The sequence below is a fragment of the Streptomyces sp. NPDC039424 genome (assembly GCF_055639495.1).
Window position 1 is genome coordinate 49,120 of record NZ_JBVKAI010000010.1, and the last position, 14,500, is coordinate 63,619.

The 14,500-nt window shown below is 68.8% G+C and carries 12 protein-coding genes and 1 tRNA gene; 6 read left to right on the forward strand and 7 right to left on the reverse strand.

Features of this window, described 5'->3' with window-relative positions; all coding sequences use genetic code 11:
* Window positions 1-57: 57 nt before the first annotated feature.
* Together ACZ7L0_RS24385 and ACZ7L0_RS24390 are read right to left on the reverse strand one after the other, a co-directional pair.
* Window positions 58-1,530 carry an APC family permease gene (locus tag ACZ7L0_RS24385; RefSeq protein ID WP_471244653.1) on the reverse strand — a complete coding sequence of 491 codons (1,473 nt, stop codon included), beginning with the start codon at window positions 1,528-1,530 and terminating at the stop codon, window positions 58-60.
* 76 nt (window positions 1,531-1,606) lie between these two features.
* Entirely contained in the window at window positions 1,607-2,353 is a 747-nt protein-coding gene (locus tag ACZ7L0_RS24390) for a FadR/GntR family transcriptional regulator (protein ID WP_471244654.1), read from the reverse strand.
* A 301-nt stretch (window positions 2,354-2,654) separates the two neighbouring features.
* Between ACZ7L0_RS24390 and ACZ7L0_RS24395 the strand changes: the two genes are divergently transcribed.
* Both ACZ7L0_RS24395 and fxsT read left to right on the forward strand, forming a co-directional pair.
* Window positions 2,655-4,109, forward strand: coding sequence for an amino acid permease (locus ACZ7L0_RS24395; RefSeq protein ID WP_471244655.1), 1,455 nt, complete (start codon window positions 2,655-2,657; stop codon window positions 4,107-4,109).
* 161 nt (window positions 4,110-4,270) lie between these two features.
* Window positions 4,271-6,922, forward strand: coding sequence for an FxSxx-COOH system tetratricopeptide repeat protein (gene fxsT / locus ACZ7L0_RS24400; RefSeq protein ID WP_471244656.1), 2,652 nt, complete (start codon window positions 4,271-4,273; stop codon window positions 6,920-6,922).
* A 31-nt stretch (window positions 6,923-6,953) separates the two neighbouring features.
* Here fxsT and ACZ7L0_RS24405 read toward each other — a convergent pair whose 3' ends face one another.
* From ACZ7L0_RS24405 to ACZ7L0_RS24415, 3 genes are all read right to left on the reverse strand, one after another.
* Window positions 6,954-8,045, reverse strand: coding sequence for a hypothetical protein (locus ACZ7L0_RS24405; protein WP_471244853.1), 1,092 nt, complete (start codon window positions 8,043-8,045; stop codon window positions 6,954-6,956).
* A gap of 117 nt (window positions 8,046-8,162) precedes the next feature.
* The gene (locus ACZ7L0_RS24410; protein WP_471244657.1) at window positions 8,163-9,251 is read right to left on the reverse strand and encodes a WD40 repeat domain-containing protein; all 1,089 of its coding nucleotides are present in this window, start codon (window positions 9,249-9,251) and stop codon (window positions 8,163-8,165) included.
* Window positions 9,209-9,745: an SCO4402 family protein gene (locus ACZ7L0_RS24415; protein ID WP_471244658.1), complete on the reverse strand. Its 537-nt coding sequence runs from the start codon at window positions 9,743-9,745 to the stop codon at window positions 9,209-9,211. Before ACZ7L0_RS24415 ends, ACZ7L0_RS24410 begins: the two co-directional genes overlap by 43 nt.
* 445 nt (window positions 9,746-10,190) lie before the next feature.
* Here ACZ7L0_RS24415 and ACZ7L0_RS24420 point away from each other — a divergent pair, with 445 nt between their 5' ends.
* From ACZ7L0_RS24420 to ACZ7L0_RS24435, 4 genes are all read left to right on the forward strand, one after another.
* Window positions 10,191-10,631 carry an MmpS family transport accessory protein gene (locus ACZ7L0_RS24420; RefSeq protein WP_471244659.1) on the forward strand — a complete coding sequence of 147 codons (441 nt, stop codon included), beginning with the start codon at window positions 10,191-10,193 and terminating at the stop codon, window positions 10,629-10,631.
* Window positions 10,632-10,685: 54 nt separating this feature from the next.
* Entirely contained in the window at window positions 10,686-10,811 is a 126-nt protein-coding gene (locus ACZ7L0_RS24425; protein ID WP_471244660.1) for a hypothetical protein, read from the forward strand.
* A gap of 333 nt (window positions 10,812-11,144) precedes the next feature.
* A complete protein-coding gene (locus tag ACZ7L0_RS24430; protein ID WP_471244661.1) occupies window positions 11,145-11,648 on the forward strand; it encodes a lactococcin 972 family bacteriocin in 504 nt (167 codons plus the stop codon).
* A gap of 215 nt (window positions 11,649-11,863) precedes the next feature.
* A complete protein-coding gene (locus ACZ7L0_RS24435; protein WP_471244662.1) occupies window positions 11,864-12,382 on the forward strand; it encodes a hypothetical protein in 519 nt (172 codons plus the stop codon).
* 268 nt (window positions 12,383-12,650) lie between these two features.
* Here the strand turns inward: ACZ7L0_RS24435 and ACZ7L0_RS24440 are convergent.
* Both ACZ7L0_RS24440 and ACZ7L0_RS24445 read right to left on the reverse strand, forming a co-directional pair.
* Window positions 12,651-12,723 (reverse strand) — tRNA-Arg (locus ACZ7L0_RS24440).
* Window positions 12,724-12,785: 62 nt separating this feature from the next.
* Complete coding sequence (locus ACZ7L0_RS24445; protein WP_471244663.1) at window positions 12,786-14,462, reverse strand: IclR family transcriptional regulator domain-containing protein; 1,677 nt, start codon at window positions 14,460-14,462, stop codon at window positions 12,786-12,788.
* Window positions 14,463-14,500 lie beyond the last annotated feature (38 nt).

Sequence of the window (14,500 nt, forward strand, 5' to 3'; positions counted from 1 at the left end):
GGATGGTGATGCACGGCGCCACCTTACGTGGCTCTTGTTCGTCGAGGGGTCGCGTGCTCACTCCACGTCCGCGACGACGGAACCCACCCGTTCGGCCAGGCTCGGGTCGCGGCGGACCAGGAGGGTCGCGTAGCCGATGGCGGCGAGCAGGGTGGCCAGTGCCGCGTAGGGGAACCAGTTGTACGGCGCGGGCTGGCCGGGCTTGGCGAGGTAGTAGAGCGGGACCAGGATGGCCAGGGTGCCGATCGCGGGCAGCACCAGGTGCCGTACCGTCCGGAACTCCTGCGGGCGGTACTTGCGGTAGTACAGCGGCAGGGCGATGTTCGACGCCAGGTAGACCAGCAGGATCAGGATGGCGCCCAGGCTTGAGGACTCGGTGAAGAACACCACGGGGTTCATCGGACCGCCGTCGGCCCCGAGCAGGTGGCCCAGCCCCCAGCCTCCGATGATCAGCAGCGCGGTGACGGTGAAGGTGATGATCGCGTTGTTGGGCGTGCGGCGGGTGGGGTGCACATAGCCGAAGAAGGACGGCAGCAGCCCCTCGCGTCCGGCGTTGAACACCAGACGGGCCTGGGAGTTGATACCGGCGATCAGTACGCCGAGGGTGGAGGTCAGGCCCCCGACATAGGCGACGAACGCCAGCGCTCCGAGTGTGTGGTGGGCGACGTCGATGAAGGGAATGGGGGCGTCACCGAGCCTGGCCACGTCGTAGTCGAAGCCGGTCACCGTGGCGTAGGAGAAGAGGATGTAGCTCACCGTCATGATCGCGACGGAGAAGAACACGGCGCGGCCGACGTTGCGCCGCGGGTTCTCCGTCTCCTCCGCCAGCGCCGCCGAGTTCTCCCAGCCGATGAACAGGTACACCGCCAGCGGGAAGCCCGCCGCCAGGCCCTTGAGGCCGTGGGTGAGGTGGCCCGGCAGGAACGGGGCGGCGGAGAGGCTGCCGCGGTGTTCGACGATCGCCGCGACCGAGACCACGACCAGCACGAGCATCTCCACGCCGAAGAAGTACCCGGCCCACTTGGTGGAGACCACCACCCCGCGCAGCATCAGCACCACCGACAGCCCGGTCAGCAGCAGCGTCCACAGGATCCACGGCAGGTCGACCCCGGTGTAGTGGTACAGGGTGATCTGCACGAACCCGCCCGAGATCGCGATGACGGAGGCCATCGCGATGATGTACCCCAGCCCGGCCAGCAGGGCCGTGGTCACCGCGCTGACCGGTCCGAAGGTCTTGCCGACGAAGGTGATGAAGCTGCCCGCCGAGGGGTGCGCCCGGGAGAACTCGGCGAGCGTGTTGCCGAGGAGCGCGACCGCCACACCCGCGGCGACGATGGTCAGCGGGGACGCGATCCCCGCGGTGGTGGCCAGGAAGGCGAAGCCGAAGAAGAAGCTCATGGCCGGGCCGACGTTGGCCATCGTGGCCGCGGCGATGTCCGCCATGCCGAGGACACCGCCGCGCAGGCGCTGGGGCACGCCGCCGACGGGGCCCGATGTCGACGACGGGCCGACGCCTCCGGGGTCAGGCATGGCGGCAACTCCTTCTGCGGTGTGGCGGCGCGAGGGGTCTGTGTGGGCGGTCGGGTCGGCACGGTCGGCGGGCGCGTCAGCCGGGGTGGGTCTCCTGGTGTGCCTGCTGGTGGGCCTTCACCGCCCGCACCGCCGGGTCCATGGCGCCCCGGCCGAGTTCGGCGAGCAGTTCGGCGTGGCAGCGGTTTCGCGACCGTACGACCGCGGGCGTCGGGGCGGGCGACAGCAGGCACAGCCGGCCGAGCAGGTCGGCGGCGAACTCACGGATTCCGGCCCCGCCGAGCGCCTCCGCGAGGTCGAGATGGAAGCGGGTCTCCAGTTCGAGCAGTCGTGCCTGGTCGTCGGCCAGGTCCAGCTCGTCGACCAGCGCCTGGAGCGCCGCGAGCCGGTCGGGCGGGACCTCGCCCGCGCTGTGCGCCACGATGCCGCACTCGAGCAGCAGGTGGAGGGCGTCCAGGGAGGCCGCCTCGTCGGCGTCGTGCATCAGGGCGACGACCGCGTCCCAGTCCTGCGCGACGAAGGTCCCGCCCGCACGGCCTCGTCGGCGGTCGAGCAAGCCGTCCTGGCACATCCCCTCCAGCGCACGGCGCACGGTGATCTCACTGATCCCCAGCTCCTCGGCGAGGACGCCGGCGTCCGGCAGCCGGTCCCCCGGTGACACGGACTTCAGGCGCACCCGCAGTGCGATCCGTGACCGGACCAGCTCCGATCCCGTCGGTCCCCTGCCGGGCAGGACACGGGCGTCTCGTACCCCGGCGACCGATCCCGGCCGCGCCGTCCCCGGCTGGTTGTAGGGCCCGAACTTCCCCGCTGGATTCACCACGACGCCACCCTAACGGCCTGCTGAGCGGGGTCACGGTGTCGTGCACGGGGGCTCCCACGGGTGCCGGGACGCCGGGGGGCGACGGGACGGGGCGGCAGCCACCGGAAGTGGTGGTTCCGCGCTGCACGCAAAATAGAGCATGGTGAACACTTAAACAAGGCTTGTTCTTTTAGATCGTAGTGAACTAATTTCCCTCCACGGCGCCCGTCCCCCCGTCCCCCTCCGGTCGAAGCTGCGCGGTCATCCCCGCCCCGGCTCACCGACGCATGTCCTCTTCCGCACTCCCGCCATGGATGTCGAGATGACTTCACGTCCCCCTGCCCCCGCCGCAGACCCGCTCACCACCACCGAAAGCACCCCGGCAGACTCCGGCCTGCAAGCCGGACTGAAGAACCGGCACCTGTCGATGATCGCGATCGGCGGTGTCATCGGTGCCGGCCTGTTCGTCGGATCCGGTTCCGGCATCGCCGCCGCGGGCCCCGGCATCCTCGTCTCCTACGCGCTGGTCGGCGTCCTCGTCGTCCTCGTCATGCGCATGCTCGGGGAAATGGCCGCGGCCAACCCCACGTCCGGCTCGTTCTCCGCCTACGCGGACCGCGCGCTGGGCCGCTGGGCCGGATTCACCATCGGCTGGCTGTACTGGTTCTTCTGGGTCGTGGTGCTCGCCGTCGAGGCGACGGCCGGCGCCAAGATCCTGGCCGGCTGGATCCCGGCGGTCCCGCAGTGGGGCTGGGCCCTGATCGTCATGGTCGTCCTCACCGCCAGCAACCTCGCCTCGGTCAGCTCCTACGGCGAGTTCGAGTTCTGGTTCGCCGGCATCAAGGTCGTCGCCATCGCCGCGTTCATCGTGATCGGCGGCCTCGCCATCTTCGGTCTGCTGCCCGGCTCGGACCACCCGGCGTCCGGCTTCTCCAACCTGACCGCGCACGGCGGATTCCTGCCACACGGGCCGGGAGCCATCCTCACCGGCGTCCTGATGGTGGTCTTCTCCTTCATGGGCAGTGAGATCGTCACGCTCGCGGCCGGCGAGTCCAAGGACCCGCAGGGTGCCGTCACCAAGGCCACCAACAGCGTGATCTGGCGGATCGCGGTGTTCTACCTGGGCTCGATCCTGCTCGTGGTGTCGCTGCTGCGCTGGGACGACCCGGCGATCCTCAAGGACGGCTCGTACGTCGCCGCACTGAGCTCCATCGGCATCCCGCACGCCGCCCAGATCATGAACACCATCGTGCTGACCTCCGTACTGTCCTGCCTCAACTCGGGCCTGTACACCGCCTCCCGGATGGCGTTCTCCCTCGGCCGGCGCAGCGACGCCCCCGCGGCCTTCGGCCGCACCACGGGCCGCGGCGTGCCGCAGTCGGCCATCCTGGCCTCGGTGGTCTTCGGCTTCGTCGCGGTCGCCTTCAACTACCTGTGGCCGGACACCGTCTTCCAGTTCCTGCTCAACTCCTCCGGCGCGATCGCCCTGTTCGTCTGGCTGGTGATCTGCTTCTCCCAGCTGCGCATGCGCCGGATCCTCCAGCGGGAGTCGCCGGAGAAGCTCATCGTCCGGATGTGGCTCTACCCCTACCTGACCTGGGCCACCATCGCCCTGATCACCTTCGTGCTCGGCTACATGCTGACCGACACGGCCGACGGCGGAGGCCGTGACCAGGTGGTCCTGTCCACCCTGGTGGCCATCGGCGTGGTGGCCGTCGCGCTGCTCCGCCGGCGGCTGGGCCGCGACAAGACCCACGACGCGGTCCCCCAGTCGTAGGGAGTCGTAGGGGCCACAAGACGAGACGAAGGGCCGGCCCGGGAGAAGTCCTCTCCCGGGCCGGCCCTTCGTCCGGGTGATCCGAGGTCCTGTTCCACGGTATACAGAGGAACATCTGTAGCGCTGCACACAGGAGAGCGCGGGCAGTCAGGGGGCCACAGTTGACCGGGGAACCGCAAGCCGTCTTCATCAGCTACGCCAAGCCCGACCGGGCGTGGGCGAAGTGGGTGGCCTACCACCTGCGTGAGGCCGGTCATCCGGTCGAGCTGGACGTGTGGCACTGGCACACCGGCGACGACGTCATCCAGCGTATGAGCGACGCCGTGGCACGTGCGACGGTGGTGGTCGCCCTCTTCTCCGACGAGTATTTCGGCCCCGACCGCTGGACCCGTGAAGAGCGCAACGCGGTGGCCGCGCGCCGTGGCCGCCTGGTTCCCCTGGTCATCGAACCCCTCACCGCCGAGATCCCCGCCCACTTCACGCCGCTGCTCAGAACGGACCTGCACGGCCTCGACGAACCGGACGCCGTCAAAGCGCTGTTGGAGGCGTTGAGCGGCCCCCCTGGGGACCCCGACAGGCCCGCCTTCCCTCCCAGGGCCGCGAGCGGCCCCGTCTCCGCCGGCGCTCCGCAGTTCCCCGGGGTGGCGGACTCCGGTCACGCCGCTTCGGCCGATGGCCCGGACAGGCCCGGTGTATGGGAGGTACCGGTCGGGCGCACCCCGTACTTCACGGGGCGGGAGGCCGTCATCGAGCAGGTGCGTGAGGGGTTGCGCGGCGGCCCGTTCACCCTGCGTGGACTGGGTGGCATCGGGAAGACGCAGATCGCGTTGGAGTACGCCCACCTCTACGCCGGCGAGTACGACATCGTCTGGTGGATCGATGCGGAACAGGCCGATCAACTCCCCATCCGTTACATCGAACTGGCCTCCCGGCTGGCCATCGCCAAACCCGACGCCGGCGCCGAGCACAACACCCGCGCCCTCCTGGAGCATCTGCGCACCCGCGACCGCTGGCTGATCATCCTCGACAACGCCGAGCACCCGGAAGACCTCAAGGCCCTGCTGCCCACAGGCTCCGGACACGTCCTGATCACCTCGCGCGATCCCGCCTGGGACAGCATCACCGCCGGTCACGACCTGGACGTCTTCTCGCGGGGCGAGTCCACGAACTACCTCACCGCCCGGCTGCCCGGCATCACCTCCCAGCAGGCGGAGGCGCTCGCCTCCGACCTCGGTGACCTCCCCCTCGCCCTGGCGCAGGTAGCCGGCACGCTGGCCAGCGGTGTGAGTCTCGACAGATACCGCCAGCTCCTCGCGGGCAAGAGCAAGGAGCTCCTGACCCACGGAGCTCCGGCGGAGTACTCCGCCTCGCTGGCCGCCACCGTGGACATCGCCGCGAAGCGCCTCGCCGACGACCGCCCCGGTGCCGGTGCGCTGCTGCGGCTGGGTGCCTTCCTGGGCCCCGAGCCCATCCCTTTCGCCTGGCTGGAAAACGCCGGACATCAGCTGTCCACCGTCACCGTCGACCCCGACGACATCCTGTGGCCGCAGCGGGACCTCCAGGCCCTGGCTCGCTGCGGCCTGGCCCGCCTGGGATACGGGGCCTTTCAGATCCACCGGCTCACCCAGGCCATCCTGCGCGACCTCACCGACGAGGCTGACGCCGCGGTGATCAACACCGATGTCGAGAAGGTGCTCATCGCCGCCACTCCCGGCGACGTCGAAACCCCGGAGTCGTGGCCTCGATGGGCCGCCCTGACGACACACCTCACTGCCCTTCAGCACACCGCCACCGGGGATCCCCGACTGCGCCAGATCTACCTCCAGGCCATCCGCTACCTCGTCGAAAGCGGGCAGTCGCGCGCCGCCCACGAACTGGCCACGAGTCTGCATGCCGCATGGGTCGGTGCCTACGGCGAAGAGCACCCGGACACTCTCTCCTGTGCTCAGTACCTCAGTCACGCCGTCGGAGGTCTCGGCGACTACGCCGGCGCCAGGCGTCTCACCCAGGGGATCCTCGAACGGCGACGGCGTATTTTCGGTGACGACCACCCACAGACCCTGGAATCGGCGTACTCCCTGAGCGGTGCCCTGCACGCCTTGGGCGAGTTCGAAGAGGACCGTGGCATCACCGAGGACACCCTTGAGCGGCGGCGCCGTATCTTCGGTGACGACCACCCTGACACCCTGAGTTCCGCCTACGGTCTGGGTGTCACCCTGCGTGAACTCGGCCGGCTCGACGAGGCCAGGATCATCACCGAGGACACCCTCGACCGGTGGCGCCGAATCTACGGTGACGACCACCGCGCCACCCTGAGGTCGGCCCACTCCCTGAGTGTCATCCTGCGTGAGCTCGGTCAGCACGACGAGGCCAGGATCATCACCGAGGACACCCTTGAGCGGCGGCGCCGTATCTTCGGCGACGACCATCCCGACACCCTGAGTTCGGCCCACTCCCTGGGGGTCGCCCTGCACGAACTCGGCCAGCATGAAGAGGACCGCCGGATCACCGAGGACACCCTCGAACGGCGGCGCCGCATTTTCGGCGACGACCACCCTGACACCCTGATCTCGGCCCACTCCCTGGGCGTCGCCCTGCACGAACTGCGGAGGTACGCGGAAGCCGAAGAACTGCTCAAGGAAACCCGCACCCGCAGTCTCCGGAGCCTCGGTGCCGATCACCCGGTGTCGAAAGCCCTGACCAGGAATCTCGCTTCGGTGCTGACGGCCAGAGGAAAGGTGACGGAAGCCCAGAAGCTGCTGTCGGGCCGCAAATCCGGGCAACGCCGCACCGGCCGGCGTCAGCCCGGATGAGCCGAGGCCGGCAGCGCCCTCGCCGGGCCGCTCACGACCGGGTAGCGGTCCCGCACCCCGCTCCGCCGGCCTCCCGCATGCGGGTGTCCATCGACTTGCTGCGGTCGTACGGGTCGACCTCGGGGCCGTCACCGGAACCCTTGGTCGCGCGATCGGCGTTGAACTCGGGGGTGAGGTAGCCGGTGAAGGTGTCGCAGCCGCCGTTGGTGGTGTCCACCTTGTAGGAGACGAGGGAGAACGTGCCCGGGTCGATGATCACCTTCGCCGGGTCGTCCCAGCTCATCACGACCTCGCGGCGCACGATGGTGCGCGCGACCTCGTCGCTTCCCGCCGCGGCGCGTACGACCGGATAGACGTACGTGACATCGGTGGTCACCTCGAGCGCACCGCGCTTGCCCTCCCGGTACGTGATCCGCCCTCGTGTCTTGACCACGTTCCCGACGAGCCGCACCCTCGTCTTCTCGAACCGGCTGAACAGCAGCAGAGGATCGTTTTCCCGACTGGGCGTGCGGAACGCGGTCGCCAGGTAGTCCTTGACGTCCTGCTGATGGGGATTGATCAACGCGATCGCCTTCTTCGGCCGCTCCCCGCGCAGCACACCGGAATCCAGACTGGACGCGGCGAGGAAGTCCCGGGTCCGGTCGAGCGCCTGCGCGACCTGCTCCTTGCTCATCCAGCCGGTCGCCCGTGCCGCGGGCAGGCTGATCCCCGCCGTCCCGTCGCCCCACCGCCCCGCGGGCGATCCCCTGAACGGCTGCTCCAGCGTGGGCTGTTGGGCCGCCTGGGTCGCCGGCGGCTTGTCCGGGCGCTGCGACTCCGCCGCGAGCGGGGCGCTCCCGCCGTCTCCGCCTCCGAACCATCCGGTCACCCGCCCCGGATCCAGTGCCACGACCAGCACGCCGACCGCGACCAGCACGCCGACCGCGTACCAGCCCTTGCCCCGTCGCCGGGCCGGCTTCTGAGTCCGCCACCCCTCCGGCGGGCCGCTCTCCTCCCGCAGCCGCCGCGCCACCATCCGGGCCCGCGCCGACGGCTCCTCGGGCGCGCCCTGGCTCCCGGCCTCGGCGTCCCGCAGAAAGCGCTCCCACTCCTCGTCCGGTATGGACTCCCCGCCCTTGCCCACGATGCGCTCCCGTCCCTTCTCACGCACCCCGGTCCCTCCCCAGGGCCGGCCATTGCCGTGCATCATCACACAGCCCGGCCCGGCGCCCGGGGCAAGCGTCCGAGGTAACACGGAACTTCAGGATTCGGCGGGCGTCCGCCCCGCCGCTGTCAGGTCACGAGGCCACTGCTTACGGGTGATGGGGTCGCCGACCCCGTTGCAGAGGTCGCCGATCACGCGTTCCGGTTTGATGTCCCAGATGTCGACACCCTCGGACCTGACGATGGCGAGCGAATCGCCGTCCGGGGTGAACCCGAGTGCGTAGAACAGGGACGATCCGCTGGGCAGGTAGGAATGAAGCTTGGGGGATTTCGGATCGGTCACGTCCCAGATTTCCGGGCGTGTGTCGGCACCCACCTTTTTCTGCGTGAGCAGGGCGAGACGGGTTCCGTCGGGGCTGAAGGCGATCGGGCTGCCGGAGAGGCCCATGCTGACGTGGGACACCTCTTCGGCGAGCCGGTGCTTCTCGACGCGCCACAGTCTCAAGGTTCCGTCGCTTTCGTAGGCGGCGAGCAGCTTGCCATCAGGCCGGAACGCGACGTGCGCCGAATCGATTGCGTTCGGTACGTTCCGCCACCACCGCTTCTCCGGGTGCGTCGGGTCCGTCAGGTCCCAGGCCTGCAACTGATCCATGGCCTGGGGTTGGGGATCATCGCGGTCGGCGAAGGGGGAATCGGCGAGCAGGAGACTCTCACCGTCCGGGGAGAAGTCGAGGTGCGTGGTCGTCGCCTTGATCCGGCCGATCTGCCGTGGACGCTTGGGGTCCGCGATGTCGTAGATCCGTACGACCGGTGGTTTGTGGTTGCTGTCCTTCCAGCCGTTCATGTCGGACACCGCCAGGACAGGCTTGGTGGGGCTGAACGCGATCGCCTGCACACCGTTGTCCAACTCGTCGATGGTGGACAGCAAAGGCGCACACTTGCGGGCCGCGCGCAGCCGCAGACCGACGTATTGCTCCTTCTTGCCCTTCTTGCCGACCTTTTTGCCCTCGTACACCTCCACATCGGCGAGGAGGCGCCCGTCGGGGCTGAGGGCGATGTCGGCGCCCGTGAACATGCTGGGGGAGCGCGTCACCGCCAGAACCTGGAATGAATCCGGTGTATCCGTCACGTCGAGCAGATAGTTCACGCCCACCCCTTCGAGGGCGAGCAGTCGCTTCTTGCCCACCAGGCGGTAGTCGAACTGGGCTCCGGTTCCGGGCGTCGCCGGAATGAACGACTCGGCCCCGAGCTGGGCGGAGTTGCTGAGATGCCAGACGCGAACGCCGCGGTCGGTGGCCTGCAACAGCCTTCGGGAGGGTCGTTCGCGACCATGACCTGAGCGAGGCGTCCGGCAACGGTCACGACTTCTGGCCAGACGGACGCCTGGAGATACTCCGCGTCGGTGTCGTTGGGTGCCTCGGTTGCGGCGGTGTTGAGCGCGATGCCGAGCTCTCGCATGAGAGCGACCTCTTCCTCAGTTCTGAGACTGACGCCGAGGTATCGCTCGGGTTCGTCCGCGTCGCAGAAGTCGTCGAAGAGCGTGTGGAAGACGTGGTCCAGGTTCTCGAACACCGAAGGGTCGAGCCACACGTTCCGCTGCCACGGTGGATTGGCCAGAGCCAGGATCACGGGTACGACATGGACTCGGTGGTTCGCTATGAGGCGGGCGTCTTCGCTCACGGAGCCGAGCCTAGCGATCGGATCCTGGCGTCCACCGTCGTTGACGTCAGCCGTAGATGCCAGACGCCTTTTGATCCATAGCTCCAGTGCTCTGACAGTCCACTGCCGGGTGATCCCGGACCTTGCACGCAATCCGCCCAGTCAGGGCCTTCGTTGCGGGGCAGTCGGCCGTGCACGTCCGGCCGGTTTACCACGATGGGGTGAATCCAGCAGGTAAGCGGCAACCGCACTCCATCCTTACATGTCACACATCTTGCTCTCGACAGCAGACACCTTGGGGGGACCCGTGAGTAACCAGCAGCCGCAGCATCCCGGATGGGCCGGCTCGCAACAGCCCTACGGCCAGGCTCCCCACGGCGGGCAGCCGCCGTTTCAGCCGCAGCCGCCGAAAAAGGGACCTGGCGCAGGGAAGGTCATCGGTCTCGGCTGTCTCGGCCTCGTCGGCGTGGCCGTAGTCCTCGGCATCGCCGCCGCGGCCGTCAGCGGCAGCGGCTCGAACGACTCCAGCAGCAGCGCCTCGAAGTCCACGACCGGCAATAAGACGGCCGCCGGTGGCAAGGACGGCGGCAATAAGGCCGGCGCCCCGAAGACCGTCGTCTTCAAAGTCTGGGGTACTGCCCCGGCCGGAGCGCTCGGCGGTCTCGACATCAACTACGGCTCCGACAGCGACACCCGCAAGGGCGTGTTCAAGAACGGCGAGTTCGAGGCCATCCTGCCCCTCAAGAAGGGGGCGATGTACTACACGCTGAACGCCCAGCTACAGGGGTCGGGCGACATCAACTGCAGCGTGACCGTGGACGGGCAAACGAAGTCCGGGCACGCGTCGGGCGGCTACAACATCTGCGACGCCCAGCTCAGCAGCGACTTCACCGGCGGCTGGCAGTAGGCGCGACCCCGGATTACCGGCCGCGCGGCGGTCATCGGCACCGGAATGGCCGTCATGCACTCCAGCTACGGCAGTAAGCCCTCCGCGACCGCCAAGCCGACGGGCGGCGCCACGGAGGCGGCCGCCACGGAGACACCGACCCCCACGCCGTCGTACGACGAGGTGACCGCCGACAGCTGAGGCCAGGAAGAGGCGTCCCGGTCGTACGTGACCGCCCGCGTTGATGGTCCGGGGCCTCCTCGCTGGTTCCCCCGGCAGGATTCGAACCTGCGACACCCCGCATCCGGCACGGTTGCGGCACGAACCTCGGCTGGTGTTGGTCGGTGTGGGCGCGTCGGGCGGAGGCGATGTTGATGTGCCCGGTCGGCTTGAGAGGCCCCGCCCGTGAATACCACCGCCCAACAACGATTTCAGGCCGTGCCGGGGTCGTAAATCGGCCAAGCTTGACCGCCGCAGCGTCCTCGTAGAAGATCATTCCTGGTCCCCCATAGCGGGGGAGAAAAAGGGGGAAACGTGAAAAGGTTTGGAAAGTCAATACTCTTCGGCATTTCGGGCGCCGTGCTTGCGGTTTCCAGCTTTGCCACCCCGGCGGCGGCCTACGGCCCTCAGAGCGGAATCCGTGCCGGCGAGACCGTGGTTAAGGTCAGCGACGGCCTCAAGGCTGGGCAGCCCGTCATCCACAAGAGGGGTGACGGCGTCAAGCCGCCGGCGCAGCTGGGTAACCCCTCTGAGTGGGGCGTGGTAAAGCTGGAAATCAAGGCTTCGGCCGTTCAGCCGCGAGGGAACACCTGCCAGGATGTGACTCATGGCAGGTGGTGCTATGGGTACGATCTGGTGTCGGGTGGAACTCATAAGAAGTGCTACTCGAACTACATCGCGGATGTGAAGCACAAGTCAACGGTCAGGGTCATCAACATCGACCATTCAAGTGGCTGGGTGGCGAAGGGGGAGACTTCCTACGCCAACCACACGCAAGGTGCGGCATATACCTGCTATGCGTATTACGATAATGCATAAACTTGTCCGCAGTGCTGAAGGTTGATCTCCCTCGGGTGGGTCATTACTCCGGGCGCACACGGGCCCGGAGTAATGCCGTGTTAGGGCCGGAAGGGGAGAGAGTGAACTTTTGGGGTGCTCGGGCCGCGTCGTTTGCGATGCCACTCGGGCTTGGCTTGTTGCTCGGCCTGGTAGGGCCTGCCGCTGAGCATTGGGGCGGCCATCCAGGTGCGGCCGTGGGCGCCGTTTTCACCGGTGGGTGGCCGTGGGCCTGTTACGCGTTTCTGGTGGGTTATTTCCGCCGGTCTAAAATCGAATCGGTTGTTCTCGCGCCTCTGGGGCTGGCTATCGGTGTCGTGACCTACTACGTGACTAAGGTAAGCCTGGCCTCCCTGGGGGGACTGGATTCCTCAGGTGCGGGATCATCCGGAATTGCCCTCTGGGGTGTGCTGGCATTCTTCTTCGGAGCGCCCCTTGGGCTCCTGGGGAACCTCGCGCGCATGCCGGGCATCGGCGGCCTGTTCTTCCGGCTGCTTATTCCCCTGGTGGCTTTTTATGAGACTTCCATGCGTCTGGAGACGGAGTCGCGCGGGCCGAGTCAGGTTGTTCTGGATACCTGGACCACCGTTCGGTTCACGGCTGTTGCCGTTGCGGTCGCTCTGGTGGGCCACACGGTCTGGGGTTGGTGGAGGTCTCGCCGTAATCGTTCCGCCGAGGTGGGCGTTGCCAGCGAGGTATTCCAGCGTGGCCACTGAAGTGTTCAGCGTGACCACTGATCGAGTGACGACGTAACCGTCCGCAACGGAGCTGGTCGGTCCGGTGCACTTGCGCCGGCACGACACTCCCGCGCAGCTCGCCACCGGCTTCGGCATCGGGGCCATGATGCGCGACGGCGGTGGGAGGTGCCTCCGGCTAGAGATGTGGACTCCGCGTGGACTCTAGTGGCACGCGTGTGGCACGCCCCCGAAAACGACGAAGGGCCGGCCTGGGAGGAAACCCCTCCTGAGCCGGCCCTTCTCGCTGTGCCCCCGGCAGGATTCGAACCTGCGACACCCGCTTTAGGAGAGCGGTGCTCTATCCCCTGAGCTACGAAGGCGGATCGTGGCCGTGTGGGCCACAGGCGTCAGCGTACCGGATCTCGGGGGTGGGGGTGCGGGGTCAGGAGAGGGGGACGGGGGTGAAGCGGGATGCGGTGTGGAGGTCGGTGTGGAGGTGGGTGGCGGCGGTGGTCAGTTCGGGGAGGAGGTGGGTCACGCAGTCGGCGAGGGTGCGGCGGGCCGCGTGGGTGGAGATGTTGAGGGCGGCGACGGCGGTGCCGGTGCGGTCGCGGATGGGGACGGCGATGGAGCGGAGGCCTGATTCGAGTTCCTCGTCGGCCAGGGCGTAGCCCTGGGTGCGGATGTGCTCCAGGGCGGGGGTGTTGTCCGCCAGGAGTACGCGGCCGAGGGAGGTGGAACGGGCCGGGAGACGGGTTCCGACGGTGATGTTCGCGGTGAGGACTCGGCTGGTGGTGGCTCTGGCCGTGAGCTGGATCATCGGCTCCGGGGTGGATGTGTTCGCGCCCGGTTCCGGGGGCGGCAGGATCGCCAGTGATGTCGGCTCCCCGACGCGGTCCGCCAGCGCCCTCAGGTGGGGAGCCGCCAGTTGGGGGAGGGTGGTGCGGGAGAGGGGTGGGAAGCCGAGGGACAGGACGCGGGGGGTGAGGGTGAAGGTCGCCCCGGTGTCCGCGATGCTGTGAGTCACCAGGCCCAGGTGCTCGTAGGTGATCAGTGCCCGCCGTGCCGTCGCCCGGGCCAGGCCCGTGGCCTTCGCCACCTCCGTGAGGGTCAGGGCGGTTCGGCCCTCGCCGAAGGCTGTCAGGACCGTGAGGCCTCGGGCCAGGGATTCGATGAAGTCGCGGCCGAGTTCGTGTTTGGAGGCCGTGGTCCAGGTGGCCAGGCCGGAGGGTGACGGGGTGGAGGGGGAGGGCGGTGCGGTGGACAGGTCCCGTTCCATCGCCGTGACCGCCGTGCGGAGGTGGGGGAGGAGGGTGTCGCGCAGGTCGGCCGCGGTGTGGCGGCTGGTGTGGCTGACCACGTTCGCGGCGCAGGCCACCCGGCCCGTCGCCGGGTCCCGTACCGGTACGGAGACCGCCACCAGGCCCGGTTCGATCAGCTGGTCGTCCAGGGCGTAGCCGTCGGTGGCGGCTCGCGCGGAGCGTCGTACGAAGTCCTCCTCGGTGGCGGTCGCGGTCGCCGGGTCGATCGGAGGCGGTACCGCCGGGAAGCTCCGGTCCTCCGGGTCGGCCGCGCGGCGCTCGCGCCAGTGGGTCCAGTCCGCCTCGGTCCACTCGGTGGCGAACAGCGGGCCCGGGGCGGTGCGTTCGGCGGGGAGGAGGTCGCCGATGCGGAAGCTGAGGGACATCGCGCGGCGGCGGGTGGCCTGGTGGATGAAGCGGATGCCGTCGCGGTCGGCGACCGCCAGCGACACCGATTCGTCCAGTTCGTCGGCGAGCGCGTCGGCGCGGGCGTCCAGCAGCGCGGGCAGGCGGAGGGAGGCCAGGTAGGCGTTGCCCAGTTCCATGACGCGGGGGGTGAGGACCGCGTCCCGGCCGTCCAGGCGGACGTATCCCATGCGCTCGAGCGTCGCGGTGATCCGGTCCACCGTGGAACGGGCGAGGCCGGTGGCCCGTTCCAGCGCGCTGGGGCTCAGGGTGCCGCCCGCCTCGGTGAGCTGCCGCAGTACGGCGATCCCGCGGATCAGCGGCGTCACCGCCTCGGCGGGCGGTTCGGCGGCTCCCCGTGCCCCCCAGGCCCCCCACGAGGCGTCGGCGTCCAGTGCGGTCTTCGCGGGCATCGGCTCCGGCTCTCCGGTACGGCGGTCTCGGCACGCCT